Origin of the sequence: Fictibacillus norfolkensis (genome assembly GCF_014836645.1) — a bacterium.
In the GTDB taxonomy this organism is placed as follows: domain Bacteria; phylum Bacillota; class Bacilli; order Bacillales; family Fictibacillaceae; genus Fictibacillus; species Fictibacillus norfolkensis.
In genome coordinates this window covers 784,512-798,386 of the sequence record NZ_JACSQM010000001.1, presented here as the reverse complement: position 1 = coordinate 798,386, position 13,875 = coordinate 784,512, and the positions used below count along the sequence as shown (strand labels likewise).

Annotated in this window: 11 protein-coding genes; 9 read left to right on the top strand and 2 right to left on the bottom strand. The window is 32.9% G+C overall.

The features are described from left to right. The first annotated feature begins 4 nt into the window (after positions 1-4). From H9648_RS03860 to rfbD, 7 genes are read left to right on the top strand one after another with little or no spacing between them, the layout of a single operon-like run. A complete protein-coding gene (locus H9648_RS03860) occupies positions 5-2,419 on the top strand; it encodes a CDP-glycerol glycerophosphotransferase family protein (RefSeq protein WP_191752567.1) in 2,415 nt (804 codons plus the stop codon). Further along, positions 2,416-3,807 (top strand): glycosyltransferase, encoded by a 1,392-nt coding sequence (locus H9648_RS03855; RefSeq protein ID WP_191752566.1) that lies wholly within the window; start codon positions 2,416-2,418, stop codon positions 3,805-3,807. Before H9648_RS03860 ends, H9648_RS03855 begins: the two co-directional genes overlap by 4 nt. Next, the gene (gene cps2T / locus H9648_RS03850; RefSeq protein ID WP_191752565.1) at positions 3,804-4,958 is read left to right on the top strand and encodes a beta 1-4 rhamnosyltransferase Cps2T; all 1,155 of its coding nucleotides are present in this window, start codon (positions 3,804-3,806) and stop codon (positions 4,956-4,958) included. The genes H9648_RS03855 and cps2T overlap by 4 nt, the downstream gene beginning before the upstream one ends. 16 nt (positions 4,959-4,974) lie before the next feature. Then, complete coding sequence (gene rfbA / locus H9648_RS03845; protein ID WP_191752564.1) at positions 4,975-5,868, top strand: glucose-1-phosphate thymidylyltransferase RfbA; 894 nt, start codon at positions 4,975-4,977, stop codon at positions 5,866-5,868. 6 nt (positions 5,869-5,874) lie between these two features. Continuing rightward, on the top strand, positions 5,875-6,420 hold the full coding sequence (gene rfbC / locus H9648_RS03840) for a dTDP-4-dehydrorhamnose 3,5-epimerase (RefSeq protein WP_191752563.1): 546 nt from the start codon (positions 5,875-5,877) through the stop codon (positions 6,418-6,420). Positions 6,421-6,435: 15 nt separating this feature from the next. Beyond that, entirely contained in the window at positions 6,436-7,446 is a 1,011-nt protein-coding gene (gene rfbB / locus H9648_RS03835) for a dTDP-glucose 4,6-dehydratase (RefSeq protein WP_191752562.1), read from the top strand. Further along, the gene (gene rfbD, locus H9648_RS03830) at positions 7,446-8,297 is read left to right on the top strand and encodes a dTDP-4-dehydrorhamnose reductase (protein ID WP_191752561.1); all 852 of its coding nucleotides are present in this window, start codon (positions 7,446-7,448) and stop codon (positions 8,295-8,297) included. Before rfbB ends, rfbD begins: the two co-directional genes overlap by 1 nt. Before the next feature lie 44 nt (positions 8,298-8,341). Here the strand turns inward: rfbD and H9648_RS03825 are convergent, their stop codons facing one another. Beyond that, positions 8,342-9,268: an LCP family glycopolymer transferase gene (locus H9648_RS03825; protein ID WP_191752560.1), complete on the bottom strand. Its 927-nt coding sequence runs from the start codon at positions 9,266-9,268 to the stop codon at positions 8,342-8,344. A gap of 64 nt (positions 9,269-9,332) precedes the next feature. Continuing rightward, a complete protein-coding gene (locus tag H9648_RS03820) occupies positions 9,333-9,767 on the bottom strand; it encodes a hypothetical protein (protein WP_191752559.1) in 435 nt (144 codons plus the stop codon). 197 nt (positions 9,768-9,964) lie between these two features. Between H9648_RS03820 and H9648_RS03815 the strand changes: the two genes are divergently transcribed. Together H9648_RS03815 and H9648_RS03810 are read left to right on the top strand one after the other, a co-directional pair. After that, positions 9,965-11,683, top strand: coding sequence for a cell wall-binding repeat-containing protein (locus tag H9648_RS03815; RefSeq protein WP_191752558.1), 1,719 nt, complete (start codon positions 9,965-9,967; stop codon positions 11,681-11,683). A 20-nt stretch (positions 11,684-11,703) separates the two neighbouring features. Continuing rightward, positions 11,704-13,875: a N,N-dimethylformamidase beta subunit family domain-containing protein gene (locus H9648_RS03810; protein ID WP_191752557.1), complete on the top strand. Its 2,172-nt coding sequence runs from the start codon at positions 11,704-11,706 to the stop codon at positions 13,873-13,875.

Here is a 13,875-nt window from a genome sequence, read left to right as displayed (position 1 = left end):
TGTAATGAGAGGGAAAATTATATCATTCAGTAACTTTTACACATTTACAATTGCAGTATTAATGTTACTAATGATTACAGAAATATTAATTGTACGCGCATCTCTGTTAATATCAAATGATGTATCTTTTCTAACTGATTGGAAAATATTATTTATTTTAGGTCTGGTACTATTTTTAGGGACCTTTAAAATAGGTAAATTAAAATCAATTAATAAAATAGAATTTACCATTATTCTAATTACTATCGCAACCATTTCGTTACAGGCATTAATTATAATAGTACAAACTGATATAAAACCTAAGGAAGTAATAGGTGATATCTTATTACGCTATTATTGGATATATTTAATTGGATTAATAATTCTATTTAAAGTTAAAAAAATTAATATCAGATTTTTTTTAATTATCACAATATGTTTTATTTTTTTAAACGCATTAATTGGTATTTTTCAATTTATATATCGTGATCCTTTAGTACAAACAATGTACATGTCAGAACCAATATCTTTTGCAATCTATTATTTAAATGGAACTAGCTCGTCTTATGAATGGCTATATCACTTGGGTGCTCAGGTCAGAGCTTTTGGCTTACTTAATAGTGGATTAACATTAGGAATATTATCTGTATTTGCAATTAGTATACTTTTTTCAACAATCCACCAACAAATAAATAAAAAGATTAATAATAATCCAAATGTTTTTTTCTATTCACTGCTGATTATATTTTTTCTTGTAACAATTTATATGACATTAACAAGAAATGCATATTTAACATGTGCCATTTTAGTTATGTACTATGGCATATTAGTTTTTATCAAAAAACATCGGTATCTAACATTAAAAATAACATTTATTATTTTCTATTTGACGAGTTTGGGATACGTAAGTTTTTCAAAATATATATATATAGTATTAAATAAAATATTCCCAACCCATAATTTTAATTCTTTTAACAGTCGTATTGATACTTATAATAGAGTCAGTGAATTGTATAATAATAATTTAATTAATGCTCTCTATGGAAAAGGAATTACTCCTTCTAAAGAATGGATTATTGATAATGATATGTTATCTATTGTTGGACATGTAGGGTTATTATCTTTTACTTTTATGCAAATAATATTTATTTGGATTATTTTTAGAGGATTAAATTTTATTGAAAAAAACAATAATCATCCACACCATTTTAGGGTCCAAGGACTTACTCTATTCTTAATGACATATCCTATTGCAGCAACACTCAATTATGTAAGCTATATATACTTTTGGGTTGCTTTAGTAACTTGTTTTATTATTTTTAGTGAAGAATATCGACCGAATTACAGGAAAAAAATTCTTATAGTTCATTCTATGAATTTAAATAATATGATTCCTTTTATAGACTATTTTAAAAGAGAAAACTCAAATAAAACGATTAAGTTAGTTCTTATTGAATCTAGTAATAATAAAAACTGGGTTACAAAAATAAAAAAAGTTTATTTTATGTATTTTAGAACATTTGATGCAATAATATCTGACTATCCTTCACGATTATTAGAAAGAAGCCAAATAATAAGTATAGCAATGGGTCATGGGACTGCCATAAAAAAATTCCCTTCAGATAAAGAACTTGTAGATGAAAAAACTTTACGGTTATGTCAATCTGTAAAAAAGGCTAATTATTATATTACTACTAGTGAAAGGCAAAATTCTCTAGAATTTAGAAATCCACTATTAGATAAAATATCAAAAAATAAATATTTACCTTTAGGATTACCCAAAAATGACTATTATTTTTCAAGTCAAAAGGTTGCAAAAATAAATAAAAAAATTCGTGGGGAAATGAGTGTATCCCTTAACGATTATCTTATTTTATATGCTCCTACATTTAGAGACCTTGAATTAAATTCAACACCTTTAAATGAAAATGATTTAGTTTCTATAAATGAATTACTTCGGTTAAATAATGCATTTTTACTCTATAGACCTCATAGTTTAGGTGGTACCATTAATGAGGAATTACTTAAAAAGTTAAATTTAAGCAGAATCCTCCTTTCAAGTGGATTTAACTTTTCTTCATATGAAACTTTATGCACTGCTGACGCTTTAATTTCAGATTATAGCTCTATTACAATTGAGTACTTACCTTTAAACAGACCGATCATTTCTTATATTTTCGATGAGGGGGAATATAAAAAAATGAGAGGTATTGATTTTGACTTTTATAACGAGAATATATCACCAGGAGTAGCTGTTAAAGAATCGAAGGACCTTCTTAATGCATTAGATTTACTTTTTCAGGGACACTTTGATAGTGAAAAATGGAAACACAGAAGAAAAAAATGTTTGGAGACTCATTATAAATATCCAGATGGTAACTCATCGGCAAGAATATGGAGTCTTATTGAAGGAAGTTTATCTTTTAGAGGTGAAAAATGAAAATACTTCATTACAGTTTAGGACTTCCTCCTTATCGCACCGGTGGTCTTACCAAATATTCTATAGATTTAATGATATCTCAAGTAGAGGCTGGTCACTCTGTTAATTTGCTTTACCCTGGGCAAATAAATCCTGTAATAAAAAAAACAAAGATTAAAAGTAATGATAGCTCCAATGGCATCTTAACATTTGAATTAATTAACCCATTACCAATTCCTTTACTAGGCGGTATTACAAACCCTTCTATATTTATGGAAAAATTAAAAGAACAGAATGCATATCATAACTTTCTGTCAAAGTTACAACCTGATATTATACATTTTCATACACTAATGGGTATACATGATGAATTTCTTATTTTAGCAAAAAGCATGGGTGTGAAATTGATTTTCAGCTCACACGATTATTATGGAATATGTCCAAAAGTAAATCTTATAGATCATTTTGGAAATGTATGTAGGGATTATGATAATGGGTTAAAGTGCGAAACCTGTAATTTAAATTCTTATAGTCTGCCTTTGATTTACCTAATGCAATCACATTTATATAAAACATTAAAAAACAATAAAATAGTATCAAAATTTAAATCAAATAAAAAACAAAGAATAAAAGAAAATACTACTCATTCTTCTGAAGAAAATAAAGGTAGCCAAAATCAAAAATCAAATGGAGAAAGTTTTATACAATTAAGAAATTATTATTTAAATATGTTGAATAAAATGGATAAAATTCATTTTAATAGTGAGGTTTCAAAACAAGTTTATGAACAGTATCTAATTACAAAAAGTGATGTAATCTCAATAACTCATTCAGATATAAAAGATAATAGAGTATTAAAAAAGTATGATAAGAAAATCCCTTTACAAATTGGATTTTTGGGTCCTATAGAGAAGTATAAAGGTTTTCCATTATTAAGGAATAGCTTGATAAATCTTTTAGGAGAAGATGAATATAATTGGCACTTACATGTATATGGCAACGCCGAAAATATTAGCTTAGATAAAGATAGAGAACATATAACTTTTTATGGGAAATACGAACACAAGGATTTAACAAATATTTTTAACAAAATTGATATATTGGTTATTCCAAGTATTTGGAAAGAAACATTTGGTTTTATTGGATTAGAAGCATTGTCTCATGGTGTTCCCGCAATTGTATCAAGTTATGTGGGCTTTAAGGATCTTGTTAAACATAATTCTACAGGGTTAATTGTAGATCCAGTAGAAGAACAATTATCTGCTGCAATTAAATATGCTATTCATAATCGGGATGAAATTAAAATTTGGAATTCTAATATTTGTTCTGAAGATTTCAATTCTATTATGAAGAATCATCATCTATTAATTGAAGGACTGTACGATTCAGTTTTAGGAGAAAAGAAATGAAAAATGTATTTATAATAGGTTCTAAAGGAATTCCTGCACAGTATGGAGGCTTTGAAACGTTTGTTGAACTGTTAACACGTTACAAAGTAAATGAGAATATATCATACCATGTTTCTTGTATGAGCACTGAAAACAGTGAATTTCATTATCAAAATGTTCGCTGCTTTAATGTGAAGGTACCCAATATGGGAAGTGCTAGAGCAGTCATATATGATGTTTTAAGCTTGAAAGAATGTATACGTTATATAAAAGAAAAGAATATAGAAAATGCGATAATTTACATTTTGGCTTGCAGAATTGGCCCTTTTATTTCAACTTATAAAAAACAATTAAGAAACATGGGGGTTTCATTATTTGTAAATCCTGATGGTCATGAATGGAAACGGAGTAAGTGGAATTATTATATTCGCCAATATTGGAAATACTCAGAACGACTAATGGTTAAACATGCAGATTTATTAGTATGTGATTCGAAAGGTATTGAGGCCTATATAAAAGAGGATTATGCTGCTTATTCACCAAAAACTACCTATATAGCTTACGGAGCAACAGTAAAGACCTCGGTTTTACATGATGATTCTAATAAGCTTGCAGAATGGCATAATAGAAACCAAGTTGTGCCTTTTAACTATTATTTAATAGTGGGAAGATTTGTACCAGAAAATAACTATGAACTTATGATTCGCGAATTTATGAAATCTAATTCTAATAAAGACTTAGTGATAATATCAAATGTAGAAGAAAATACTTTCTATAAAGATTTATTAAATAAAACGCAATTTCAAAATGATAAGCGTATTAAATTCGTTGGCACCGTTTACGATCAGGACATGCTAGAAAAAATTCGTGAGCAAGCATATGGTTACCTTCATGGCCATGAAGTTGGTGGCACAAATCCTTCACTATTAGAAGCTTTAGCTTCAACAAAAGTAAATTTGTTATTAAATGTAGTTTTTAATAAAGAAGTAGGTAGTAATGGAGCAGTTTATTTTGATAAGGAAAAAAATAGTTTAGCAGCTCTTTTGGATGAAGTAGATCAATATGATGTTGACTTTATAAATGAATTGTCTACAAAGGCAAAAAAACGTATAACTGATGAATATTCTTGGGAAAAAATAGTGAATGATTACGAGACATTATTCTTAAATTAAAAAGGAGCCGAACATAATGAAAGGAATTATACTAGCTGGGGGCAGTGGTACAAGACTGTACCCTTTAACTAGAGCTGTATCAAAACAGTTATTACCTATTTATGATAAACCAATGATTTTTTATCCTTTATCCGTACTAATGCTTGCTGGTATTAAAGATATTTTAATTATTTCAACACCGAGTGATACACCAAGATTTGAACAATTATTGGGTGATGGCAGGGACTTAGGTATTAAGTTATCATATGCAGTACAACCTTCTCCAGATGGATTAGCTCAAGCATTTATTATTGGGGAAGACTTTATAGGAAACGATTCTGTAGCTTTAGTATTAGGAGATAATATCTTTTACGGTCATGGTTTTACTAGAACACTAGAACGTGCGGCATCACGTACAGAAGGTGCAACAGTATTTGGCTATAATGTAAAAGATCCTGAACGATTTGGAGTAGTAGAGTTTGATGAAAGTGGTAAAGCCATTTCAATTGAAGAAAAACCACTTGATCCAAAGTCAACTTATGCAGTAACAGGTTTATATTTTTATGATAATGATGTTGTTGAGATTGCTAAATCAATTAAGCCTTCAGACCGTGGTGAATTAGAAATTACAGCAGTCAATGAAGAATATTTACGCAGGGGTAAACTTCAAGTTGAACTATTAGGTCGTGGATTTGCGTGGCTAGATACTGGTACACATGAATCCTTACTGGAAGCTTCGACATTTATTGAAACGGTAGAAAAACGACAAAGTTTGAAGGTTGCATGTTTAGAAGAAATTGCATTTAGAAAAGGCTATATCAATAAAGAGCAATTAATTCAACTAGCCGAACCGTTGAGCAAAAATGAATATGGACAGTACATGTTAAGACTGGCAAATCAAAATACTTTAGAAGCAATGTTGAGCAGGTGATTGACAGTGAATATACTTGAAACTAAATTTGCAGATGCGATACTTATTGAGCCAAAAGTTTTTGGGGATCACCGAGGTTTTTTTATGGAAAGCTATAACGAGGAAACCTATAAAAAGCATGGGATAGATATGAATTTTATTCAAGATAATCATTCATTATCACAACAGTCAGGCACTTTACGTGGAATGCATTATCAGTTAGCACCTAAAGCACAAACTAAATTAATACGTGTAACACGCGGAGCAATCTATGATGTAATAATTGATATGCGAAAGAGTTCGCCAACTTATGGGCAATGGCAAGGGTTCATTTTATCAGCTGAAAATAAACGCCAACTTCTTGTTCCGAAAGGTTTTGCTCACGGATTCTGTACAATCACTGTGGATACCGAGGTTCAATATAAAGTTGATGAATTGTATTCGCCTGAGCATGACCGTGGAATTGCTTGGGATGATCCTGCATTAAGTATTGATTGGCCTGTTAACAATCCTATTCTCTCGGATAAGGATAAACAGCATCCAACTTTAGCAGAAGCTGAAAATAATTTTTAATAGGAGTGCAGATGTATGAACATTTTAGTAACAGGTGGGGCAGGATTTATCGGAAGTAACTTTGTTAGACATATGATTGAAACTTACCCAAGCTACCATATAGTAAACTATGATTTACTCACATATGCTGGCAATCTCGAGAACTTAAAAGATGTTGAAGGTCATGAGAACTATACTTTTGTTAAAGGTGATATTAATAATCGTGAACTCGTAGACTATTTAATAAAAAGATACAATATAAATGTACTCGTGAATTTTGCAGCCGAGTCTCATGTTGATCGAAGCATTACGGACCCTTCCATTTTTGTAAAAAGTAATGTATTAGGTACCCAAGCCTTGTTAGATGTAGCAAGAGAGAATAATATTACAAAGTACGTACAAGTTTCTACCGATGAAGTTTATGGTTCATTAGGTGAAACAGGATACTTTACTGAAGAGACGCCTCTAGATCCGAATAGTCCATATTCTGCAAGTAAAGCAGGTGGAGATCTATTGGTTAGTGCATATCATGAGACATTTGGCATGAATGTTAATATTACAAGATGTTCAAACAACTATGGACCCTATCATTTTCCTGAAAAGCTAATACCTCTTATGGTAACAAATGCACTAGAAGGAAAAGATTTGCCTATCTACGGTGACGGTAAAAATATTCGTGACTGGCTGCACGTAAAAGACCATTGTTCGGCAATTGATCTTGTTATTCACAAAGGTAAAACAGGTGAGATTTACAATGTAGGTGGACATAATGAACGTACAAATAACGAAATCGTACATCTTATTGTAAAGAAATTGAATGCTCCGAAGGATTTAATAAAATATGTAGAAGACAGACTTGGTCATGATCGACGTTATGCGATAGATCCAACTAAATTAACAAAAGAACTTGGTTGGACACCAAAATATACATTTGACACCGGAATTGTGGAGACTATTCAATGGTATATGGATAACCAAGAATGGTGGAAAAATATTAAATCGGGTGATTATTTAAACTATTATAACCAACAATACGGTGATAAATAATGTCTCAAAAAGTACTTGTAACCGGTGCAAATGGACAGTTAGGAAGAGAGTTAGTAGAATTTTTTTCTGAAGATCTTAACTACGAAGTTTTTGGATATGGTCGTAAAGAATTAGATATTACAAATCAAGAACAAGTAGAAAAACTGTTTTGGGAGATACAGCCCGATATAGTTGTTCATTCGGCTGCATATACCAAAGTAGATCTAGCTGAAACAGATGTTGATACAGCATATGAAATTAATAGTGTTGGTACTAGAAACATAGCTGTTGCAGCAGAAAACATTGGTTCTAAATTAGTCTATATTAGTACCGATTATGTATTTGACGGTACTGGTGTCGAACCCTACAATGAATTTATGCGTACATCTCCTATTGGCGTGTACGGAAAAACAAAATTAGCTGGTGAAGAACTTGTAAGTAGTTTTCATAAAAAATACTTTATTGTAAGAACATCTTGGGTATATGGCAAGCATGGAAGTAACTTTGTTAAAACTATGCTTAAAATAGCTGATGAAAAGGATAATCTTTCTGTAGTTGATGATCAAATAGGTTGCCCAACATATACATTTGATTTAGTTGCTTGTATTTCGGATTTAATAAAGACCTCGAAGTATGGAGTATATCATGTTTCAAATTCCGGTAGTTGTTCGTGGTTTGAATTTGCAAAAGCGATATTTGAAGAAGCTGGCATAAAAGTTAAATTAAATCCTTGTACTTCAAAGGAATTTCCACGTCCAGCACCTAGACCTGCATTTTCCGTGTTTGATCATATGAGCTTAAGATTGAATGGTTTTCAGCCTATGAGACATTGGAAAGAGGCCCTTGCAGAATTCATTGAGAATAATAAATAATACAAAAAAAACAGAGATGCCAAGCAATCTCTGTTTTTTTAACACTATAATGAGCTTTTAACTTCCTTTAGGGAATCCTCCATAGGCACCCAATAATATACCCCACCTATTTTAGAACCACTACCTTTTAATTCTAAAGTCTTCTTATTCTTTCGAGCTCCGCTATATCCCGATTGGATATCCTTCATTTCAGCGAATGTCATATTTGTCTTTACTCGATCTCCAAGCACTTCAAGAATATTGTCCACTTTATTAATAGAAGAAACACTTGCTCCTTTATCAACAATTGCATTAATAACTTGTCGTTGTCGAGCTTGACGGCCGAAATCTCCGTTGTTATCAAGATGTCTCATTCTTACATAACCCAGCGTTTTGGGGCCATCTAAATTTATTTCACCTTTTTTATACACATATCCTTTTTTATAATAACCTTCGTCAGACCAAGTTAGGTTATTATCCACTGTAATGCCGCCTAATGCATCTACTATTTCACTGAGTGCTTCCATATTTACTTTAATATAGTAATCTAGCTTAAGGTCTAAAAAGTTTTCCACTGTTTCAACAGTCATTTTTGTTCCGCCAAAAGCATAAGAGTGATTGATTTTATCCATTTTTCCACGACCTGCTATTTCCACGCGAGTGTCACGAGGGATACTTAACATTGTCATAGAATCATTCTCCGGATTTAACTGCATTAAAATTAGTGAATCAGATCTTCCTTTATCACCCGTTCTTTCATCTACTCCCATTAAAAGAATATTTAATGGTTTTTTTTGTTCTATTTTCTCTTTTTGATTTCCTGATCCAACCCAATCAATCTTTTCATGCATTTTTGAAGCTGCCTGGTTTACTTGACTATAAAGATTATAGGCATAACCTAATCCACCTGCTAGTAAAACAATAAAAACAATAAAACCGGAAAGTAAAATTTTCTTCCATCTTTTTCTTTTTTTTATTCTATCCGTTCTCATGTGATTTCTCCATTCTATTATTATCTAACTATTAATTATCACTATAAAGTCATATGTAATTTTTTTATCGAGCGCTACGAGATTTTCTCGATTGAGAACTTCGGGGTTTATTTCTTTTAAAAATTTTTAAAAACAAATAAACTACTAGCTTAATTCCTAGATATATGGCAAAGAAAATAAGAAATCCCCATAATCCCATTATGGCATCTGCAAATTCCATATTTCCTCGTCCGGTAATCTTCTGTTGAATTTCTATCGCAAAAACAATAACTAGCAGGACTGTAAATGTATATAGAAATGATATGGCTGTCAGAGATAAGGTAGACAACCATTTAAATAATAGATGTACAAAAATAAAAAATAGAATACCTAGAACACCGAAAATCCAAAAATGCAGATCTTTATCCGTTAGTTGGTAACCTAAACCTCCAAAAAAATCTTCAAGGATGTCGTGAAGCTGATTAACAATCTCCACTGTTAAATATATAAAGTCTTTCATTATCATACGCTCCTAAACTTTCACACAATAGCATTATTTAACTATATTTCTATTGTAAGACATTGTCAAGATATGGATTAAAATGTTGAAATTTATCTATTTTTAATTTCCAAAATATGTACTTTTAAAATACATTTTCTGCTATAATAATTTATTGTGAAAACTTGGAAAAAAAGTTAGAAAGAGGTTATATAAAAGTGTTTAGGTTAATTGTTTTACTTTTCTTTACCATAATATTTTGGAGTTGCTTTACGTTTACTTCTAGTGCAGCTGGAAATCAGTTTGAAAGATTAGCAGGGAAAGATCGCTTTGAGGTTGCTGTTAATGTGTCGGTAAAAGGGTGGGCTGAAGGATCAGATACTATTTTAATAGCTAACTATACATCTTTTGCCGATGCTTTAGCTGCTTCACCTTTTGCATATAAAGAAAACGGACCAATTTTATTAACTCAGAAGGACCATTTGCATGCTACTACTAGGAATGAAATCCTGCGCCTCCAGCCAAAACGGGCATACATCATTGGAGGAAATGGCAGTATTTCAGATGAGGTATTTCGCGAAGTAGATAAATTGGTTGAAGATGTAGAGCGTATTGGTGGAAAGGATCGATTCGAAGTTGCAGAAAATTTAGCGAAACGGTTCGGGAATACAGGTACAGCTATCGTTACGAATGGATTAAAGTTTCCAGACGCTTTATCTATTGCACCGTATGCAGCTAAGAAAGGTTTTCCAATATTACTTACCACTGATAAGAAAGTACCTTTAAGTACTCAACGAGCATTACGCGGTAAAAAGAACACTTTCGTGATAGGTGGTGAAGGAAGCGTTGGAAAGGAAGTATTTAAAAAGCTTCCAGCACCAAAGCGTATCGGGGGAGCTGATCGATTCGAAGTGTCTGCTAATATCATCAGGCAGTTATATACAAAGCTAGATGGAGCTTATCTAGCTACTGGTCTATCATTTGCAGACGCATTAACCGGATCTGTTATGGCTGCAAAGGAAAATGCACCGTTACTGTTAACCCGTCCGGATGTATTGCCAGCTTTCAGCAATAAAGTGATACAAGATAAGAAAATTAAAGAGTTCGTCGTGTTAGGCGGAAAGGGTTCTGTTCAAGAAAATATAGAGGCAGCTCTTTCAACCATTTTTGTAACGAGTCCAGTGATTTACTTTGTACCTCATGCAGATGATGAAGTGTTAACCTATGCAATTGATATTAGGAATCAAATGTCCAAAGGTAGAAAAGTTATTTTGGTGCTTCTATCAAAAGGAGAGGATTCAAGTGCAAGAGAGGTTTTAAACGGGATATATGATGCAGAACCATCAGAACATCTTCTAACAGGACAAAAGGTTTATTGTGGAATTCACAAAACATACCATGATCCAGTATCAGAAAATTATCTCAATGGATACTTAACAGAACTAAAGTTTGGAGATGTGCGTGTTGAGGAATTCTATCATGCTGCTTATGCGCTGGGTGTGCCAAGAAACCAGACTATGGAAGATATAATTCCGTTAAATGAATTCAGACAAGAAAATATTAAGCCTGTGCTTCAAAAATATATAAATATGTATCCTGATGCTGATTTCCGTACGATGTCCATGTATGATGACCATTCTCCTCATGCTGAGATAGGAAAATCATTAAGATCCCTTGAGAATGAAGGAGCCGTAAGTCCTTTTAAGACATTATACTTTGTCTCCATATATACAGATAGATTTGCCAGAGTTCACATTCCATACCAAAAATATTCAAGTTCAGTTGAAAAGCCTTTTGATAAACCAATTATCTTAAACTCCATGAAGTCATATGGTGAATATCGACCAAAACAAGGACGATATGCAATCGGATATCATTCTGTAGCTTCCCAATTTAATTCATTAGAAAAATCGATGTACACACGATTCCATCATTAAAGATAAGAAAGGAAATGTTCATGAAAAAAATTATTTTGGCTGCAAGTTTATTAGGCTGTCTATTGTTAGCGATGGAGAAGCCTGCATATGCCACAAGTTCCGTTGAAAGATTAGACGGAAAAAATCGTTTTGAAGTTGCTGTAAATGTCTCCAAAAAGGGTTGGGTAAACGGAGCAGAAACGGTCGTTGTAGCAAACTACAGTACGTTTGCCGATGCTCTGGCTTCCTCTCCACTTGCTTTTAAGGAAAACGGTCCCATTTTACTAACTCAAGCCAATATTCTAACGAAAGAAACAAAAAACGAGATTAATAGGCTAAACCCACAGAAAGTAATTATTGTAGGGGGACCTGCAAGTGTATCCGATTCTGTAAAACGTGAAATTAACAAAATAGTGCCCGATGTAGAACGTATAGGTGGCAAAGATCGTTTTGAAGTTGCATTAAATATCTCAAAGCGTCTTGGGGATACGCAAAAGGCGATAGTTGTTAATGGATTAAAATTCCCAGATGCCCTTACGATTGCGCCGTATGCAGCAAAGAATGGCATTCCTATTTTGTTGACTTTACAAGAAAGAATTCCTGAAAGTACACTGCTTGGCTTAAAAGAAAAATCTAGTACGCTTGTTGTTGGTGGTGAAGGAAGTGTAGGTCCTTCTATATATAACCAACTTAAAGCCAGCCAAAGAATAGGTGGTAAAGACAGATTTGAAGTAGCTACCAATATCATTCGTACATTAAATATGGATTCTGGGCGTAGTTATATCTCAACGGGATTAACTTTTGCTGATGCTTTAACAGGATCTGTGCTAGCTGCCAAAAACAATTCACCCATGTTGCTGACAAGACCTGATGCGATTCCTGATACGACTAGAGAGATAATAATAGAAAAAGATATTAAAAGTTTCACAGTATTAGGGGGAGGAGCTTCCGTTCAAGGGGGAGTTGCAAGTATTCTAAGACCTGTAGTAAATACTCATACGTTAGAGGGCTACAGTGACAGAATTAGTTATTTTCCAGGAGAAACTATACAACTAAAAGTACATGCACCTAACAAAAAATTTTCCGTATCCTTTTTCAGGCACGGTAAAGAAATGAAAAATTATTTTCAGACTGGTTACATGACAGGAAGCTCCCAGAACTATTTTGGGGACTCCTATCGTGCAGGTGCATTTTGGAAAACGAGCTATTCTTATAAATTACCATTGAATTGGCCGACTGGTATGTATTCTGCAAAGTTATCAGATGGGACTAATGAATTCCATGTAACATTTATTATTAAAGAGAAAACTCCACAAAGAGATGATAATGCTGTATTAGCCTCAACTAACACATGGGAAGCATACAATAACTGGGGAGGAAAAAGTTTATACAGCTACAGCTATGTAAATGGCACAAGGAAATACAATGAAGTGGTTAGTTCGAACAGGCCAAATCCAGGGGCACTCCCAACAGGAAATGAAGGACATTTAGCGAATGGAGAGCGGCATATTTTATCGTGGCTTGAAAGAAACAACCATTCATATAGCATGATTACTGAATTTGATTTTCATAATACCCCTTCCCTATTAAACTCTTATAAGTCATTGATTATCAGCACACATAGTGAATACTGGTCTACATCAATGTATAAAGGTTTGGAGAATTTCCTGAAACGAGGCGGGAACGTTCTATATTTATCAGGGAACGGAATTTATTGGAAAGTTGCTCTAAAAGGAGATCTGATTGAAGTGAAAAAGGATGGGGGATACCATTCCTTTACTTCTGAACGAGGCGGTAATTTCTACAGAATCGGTCAACATGAAACAAAGCTAGTAGGTGTAGGATATAGGTCTACAGGTTTCTCAGTTCCAGCTCCATATAAAGTTATGAACAACTCTCACTGGATTTTTTCGAACACAGGCATTAAAAAAGGAGATCTGATCGGACGTACAGGATTAAACAAAATAAATAGTTCAAATGGAGGTGCGTCGGGCTGGGAAACAGATCAAATTGATCGTTATACTCCAAAGAACTCTGTTCTATTGGCAAAGGGAACAAATACAATAGGTGCCGGAGCTGATATGATCTATTATGATCATCCAGGCGGAGGAGGAGTATTCTCTACGGGATCGATTACCTTTGGAGGAAGCTTAGCTGTTGATACACAACTAACTAAAATGGTGAACAATGTATTGAAGCGATTTGGGCACTAA

Coding starts and splice junctions, on each gene's coding strand:
- H9648_RS03810 (WP_191752557.1), top strand. CDS start 11,704: ATGAAAAAAATTATTTTGGCTGCAAGTTTATTAGGCTGTCTATTGTTA.
- rfbB (WP_191752562.1), top strand. CDS start 6,436: ATGAACATTTTAGTAACAGGTGGGGCAGGATTTATCGGAAGTAACTTT.
- H9648_RS03820 (WP_191752559.1), bottom strand. CDS start 9,767: ATGAAAGACTTTATATATTTAACAGTGGAGATTGTTAATCAGCTTCAC.
- cps2T (WP_191752565.1), top strand. CDS start 3,804: ATGAAAAATGTATTTATAATAGGTTCTAAAGGAATTCCTGCACAGTAT.
- H9648_RS03860 (WP_191752567.1), top strand. CDS start 5: ATGAGAGGGAAAATTATATCATTCAGTAACTTTTACACATTTACAATT.
- H9648_RS03855 (WP_191752566.1), top strand. CDS start 2,416: ATGAAAATACTTCATTACAGTTTAGGACTTCCTCCTTATCGCACCGGT.
- rfbA (WP_191752564.1), top strand. CDS start 4,975: ATGAAAGGAATTATACTAGCTGGGGGCAGTGGTACAAGACTGTACCCT.
- H9648_RS03825 (WP_191752560.1), bottom strand. CDS start 9,268: ATGAGAACGGATAGAATAAAAAAAAGAAAAAGATGGAAGAAAATTTTA.
- rfbD (WP_191752561.1), top strand. CDS start 7,446: ATGTCTCAAAAAGTACTTGTAACCGGTGCAAATGGACAGTTAGGAAGA.